Raw genomic sequence first — 3,773 nt, 5'->3', positions numbered from 1 at the left:
GGAGTCCAGGGCCGGAAGGTCTTGGACTTGCTCATGCCCCATCTTATCGGCCAGATCCATTGCAGTCACTGGGATCTGGGCAGATTCAGGGGCGTCTGTGGAGAATGCGGGCGGTGATCTATGCGCGACAGGCTCCTAGGCAAGGCGCCATTAAGCATAACGGGCGTTTGTTCGACTATCATTGCGATTCGAATGCATTGTGCGCATATTACCTTGGTCCAAGGTGCCCAAGCGGCAGCAGATCGTGCTCATGGTGGAGGGAGAGGGACTGAACATTATCTCATGTTCATATCATCAAACTTACCCGCTGGCAATGTCGGCCGGGAGCGTATAGAGGGCTTCGATGGAGACGCGGACGGCCGCCCGGGTGTCGTTCGGCTTTGCCACATGATCCACTTCAATCTGGACCAACTCATCAGCAAGACTCTCGTCCTTGATTTGTGCCCGTACCCATTTCGAAAAGTCGCCGTTCTTCCGGTGGTATTCCCACGTTTCATCGTCCACACCATCGGCTAGATGAAGGAAGACTTGCAAATTCGGTGCCTTAAGATTCAATTTACCATTCGGACCTCTGAAGTAAAAACTTCCCTCTGGCCCAAGGTTCCCCTCGGCATACTTCCGCGAATGTCGTTTCCGTACTGTCCGCGGTTGCTTCATGTGGATCACGATTGCTTCAGGACTGCCGCGTCGCCAGACCATCGCGTCCCCGGTCGGGAGTTTGTTGCCCTGAACCGCAGGGCAGACCGGCTCATTCTCTCCCGTTGCCTTGCAGAACCCTTTCAGCGTGTCGGCCGGTTGCCCGCCGATCAGTAAGAGCGTGTCGACGTTCGCCATCGTCATCGGTTCCACATCGCCTGGGTGAACGGTGATGAACAGGATGCCGCGTTCTGGCAACAGAGGTGCAAGCGCGACACTCGAAGGACCGTGCGGAAGCAAATGATGTGTTTCGTCGATCACGAGCCAGTGTGGTCGACCCGTTCGTGCCTTTTCCTGGAGTATGTGTGGCAACAGTTCTGCGAAGAACGTCGGCCGATCATCGAGAGGTACTCCAAGAAGATTCACGACGATCGACCGTATTGGATCCTTGAGAGCATCAGTAATCGCATCTTGCTGCGGAGCCTGGGTCGGATTCCCGATGTGGTTTGCGAAGTCAAGAGTCTCGTAATCTCCCTCGGGGTCGATCACGAGTACCTGATAACCTGCATCGGCCAACCCCTCCATAATGGAAGTCGTGATTGTCGACTTCCCGCTGCCCGATGTACCGGCCACGAGCACACCGTGGCCAGCCGGATCGAGCGGATATTCGTTTATGTCGTCGGTTTCACCAATGAGAATGTGGTGACGAGAAAGGGTCTTCAGGTCGAAGAGATCATTCGCGATGAGGCGGTCGACGAGTTCCACGACACCCTCTCCGCGAGCTTTGTCAAGGACAAGATCGGCTGTCTCCTTGACCGCTGGCAAGGCGTTGGCAACTGCCGCGGAGCACTCGCACAGCCGCATGAAGGCATGGTCGTTCTCGGCATCTCCAATAGCTACAGCATTGTGCGGTGACAGGGCGAGTTCCGCGAGAGCCGCAGCAAGCCCAGTTGCCTTGTTCACGCCAGACGGCAGAACCATCACTGAGCCTTTATTGAAGATCACCTGAAGTTCGAGTCCGTACTCGTGGATGATCTTCAATACCTCGATATGGTGCGGTTCGTGGGTAGCAACGATGACATAGCCAGTTGAAAGGGGAGATACCTTGTGAGCTCTCAACTCGGCCACGAACTTCGGCAGAGGCGGCTCGGCCAGAATGCTGACTTCCTTTGACTGCGGATTGAAGAGAACCGCCCCGTTCTCGACAACCACGAGATCGAACAGATCGAGACGTGGGAATACCAGTTGTAGATCAGGCAGTTCTCGACCGGTAACAAGAAGGAGTTTGCGGCCTGACTTCTTTGCCCGTTCCAACGCTGCCAGAGTGGCGTCATCCACATCATTATTGTGGGCGATCGTTCCGTCAAAGTCGGTGGCAATCGCATGGAACCGCATCGGCCGCTTCGCAATGTGAGTTGTTAGGAGCCTGTCGTGCATAGACCAACAGGAACTTAGGGGTAAGCGGCCGCCTGGCGTCTTCAGGCGTGATGCCAGGCCAAGCCGCTGATTCTGGTTCAGCCCATTCCGGCCTTGTCCTTGACGTCTTCAACAGCATTTCGGACTTTGGCCTCGGCCTGCTTCGCCTTGCCTGCGAGGCGATCTCCCTGGTTGCCAGTGACGTTGCCAATGGATTCCTGGGTCTTGCCCTCGAAGTCCTTGGCGCCAGCCTTGACGCGGCCGGCGGTGGCGGCCATGGGCAAGGGGGAGGTGCTGAGGGTGAAAGCTCCTGATGCCTGGGCGGGAGCACTCAAGGCCGGCGTGGCGATCAACACCAGCAGGCTAAAGGCCACGCCAATGAAGGTGGCGATCAGCTGGCGCAGATGACGAAGTTGGTGATTCATGGTGACGATTGTCAGGGTGAAGTGAGGCTGAGCAATGCAAGGAACTCTGGCAGCCCTGCATCATGCCAAATGCTGCTCAATAATCAGTGATCACTGATTATTGAGCTCCGGACATGATATTCTGAGTAGGTTAACGCGATTTACAAAAACTATTCAGATCACTCTGCGCCGGCCGGTGAGGAATGAGATCACGGCCAGCACGAGAAACACAAGAAACAGGACCTGGGCGATGCTCGCAGCTGATCCGGCGATACCACCGAAGCCGAGGACGGCAGCGATGATCGCAATGACAAAGAAGGTTATGGCGTAGTTCAGCATTGCGGGGCTCCTAAGGGGTGTTAATCAGCTGGGCAATCTCTTGCTGGCTCTTGCCTAACTTCTTCTGCAGATGGCCAAGGAATTCCTCTTCCTGGCCCTCGGCATAGTCCAAGTCGTTATCGGTGAGATCGGCGAACTTTTGCCTGAGCTTCCCCTTCAACTCATGCCATTCACCTTTGAACTGGAGCTTGTTCATGATCAGGTCCGCAAGCGTCTGGGATTGATGGCAGAGCGCATGGAGCGTCCGGATTGCTGCAAGAGCAAATCCTTTCGCTTGTCACGCCATAGCTCCTCACCTTTCAGGATGGGCATGGACGTGGTGCTTGATCGCAGTAGGTGTGCCTACTATTGGTGCCACCACCAAGTCTTAACGTTTTGAGCTGATTCGGCTGTGCTATTCTGATACTGTGAAAGTCTATTCCGATTTAATAACCCCACTTGCTCGGTGCGTCACTCGGCGGCCTGACTCCAGCGGGCAAGCTGTTTGGGGTAGAGGCTCCGCTCTGGGCAGAAGAGTGCCAGCTCGGGGCCGCTAAGAGCGTTGGACAGGATCACGGCAGCAAGCTTGTCGGCATGAGCCCACTGCTCCGGCGCCTTGCTGCCGGCCGGCACCCGCTGGCCCTGCTTCTGTCATTGGCCGCGCCAGTTGTAGAGGGTCTGCGTCGTGATGCCGGTGGAGCGGGCACTCTCCGCCACGGTCTCCCTGTTGGGCGGACTCATCCGCTTGTGGATCTCCGCCTGCACAGCCTGCTCGTCGATCGGTTTCATGGTCGTTCGAGAGCCACCCCCAGCGCGGCTGCTGAATCCAAGCGCCCGTTGGGCCAGAGTGCCAGCCCGCCTAAGAGTTTGCTGATAAACCAACCCACGAGTCCGTTTTCCACAGGCATCAGTGGATTTCTGGCTCAAAAAGTCGGATCGGCGGCTATCAGATCCGCAAACAGACCGATTTCGGCATCGTTGGCCTGACTGCAAGGCATT

General features: G+C 56.5%; 6 protein-coding genes. All 6 read right to left on the bottom strand.

Annotation, left to right across the window (positions count from 1 at the left end):
• Positions 1–300: 300 nt before the first annotated feature.
• Entirely contained in the window at positions 301–2,031 is a 1,731-nt protein-coding gene (locus tag KQ310_RS04240) for an HAD-IIB family hydrolase (protein ID WP_259720542.1), read from the bottom strand.
• A gap of 119 nt (positions 2,032–2,150) precedes the next feature.
• Positions 2,151–2,477 carry a CsbD family protein gene (locus KQ310_RS15815; RefSeq protein ID WP_311134696.1) on the bottom strand — a complete coding sequence of 109 codons (327 nt, stop codon included), beginning with the start codon at positions 2,475–2,477 and terminating at the stop codon, positions 2,151–2,153.
• A gap of 153 nt (positions 2,478–2,630) precedes the next feature.
• Positions 2,631–2,795: a DUF1328 domain-containing protein gene (locus KQ310_RS04230; protein ID WP_259720541.1), complete on the bottom strand. Its 165-nt coding sequence runs from the start codon at positions 2,793–2,795 to the stop codon at positions 2,631–2,633.
• A gap of 10 nt (positions 2,796–2,805) precedes the next feature.
• A complete protein-coding gene (locus KQ310_RS04225; RefSeq protein WP_259720540.1) occupies positions 2,806–2,991 on the bottom strand; it encodes a CsbD family protein in 186 nt (61 codons plus the stop codon).
• Between the two features lie 254 nt (positions 2,992–3,245).
• A complete protein-coding gene (locus KQ310_RS04220; protein ID WP_259720539.1) occupies positions 3,246–3,407 on the bottom strand; it encodes a hypothetical protein in 162 nt (53 codons plus the stop codon).
• Positions 3,408–3,425: 18 nt separating this feature from the next.
• Positions 3,426–3,563 carry a hypothetical protein gene (locus KQ310_RS04215; RefSeq protein ID WP_259720538.1) on the bottom strand — a complete coding sequence of 46 codons (138 nt, stop codon included), beginning with the start codon at positions 3,561–3,563 and terminating at the stop codon, positions 3,426–3,428.
• Positions 3,564–3,773 lie beyond the last annotated feature (210 nt).

Origin of the sequence: Synechococcus sp. CS-1328 (assembly GCF_025128095.1) — a bacterium.
Taxonomy (GTDB): domain Bacteria; phylum Cyanobacteriota; class Cyanobacteriia; order PCC-6307; family Cyanobiaceae; genus CBW1002.
Note: the sequence above shows the minus strand (reverse complement) of the source record. Positions and strands in the feature narration are given on the sequence as shown.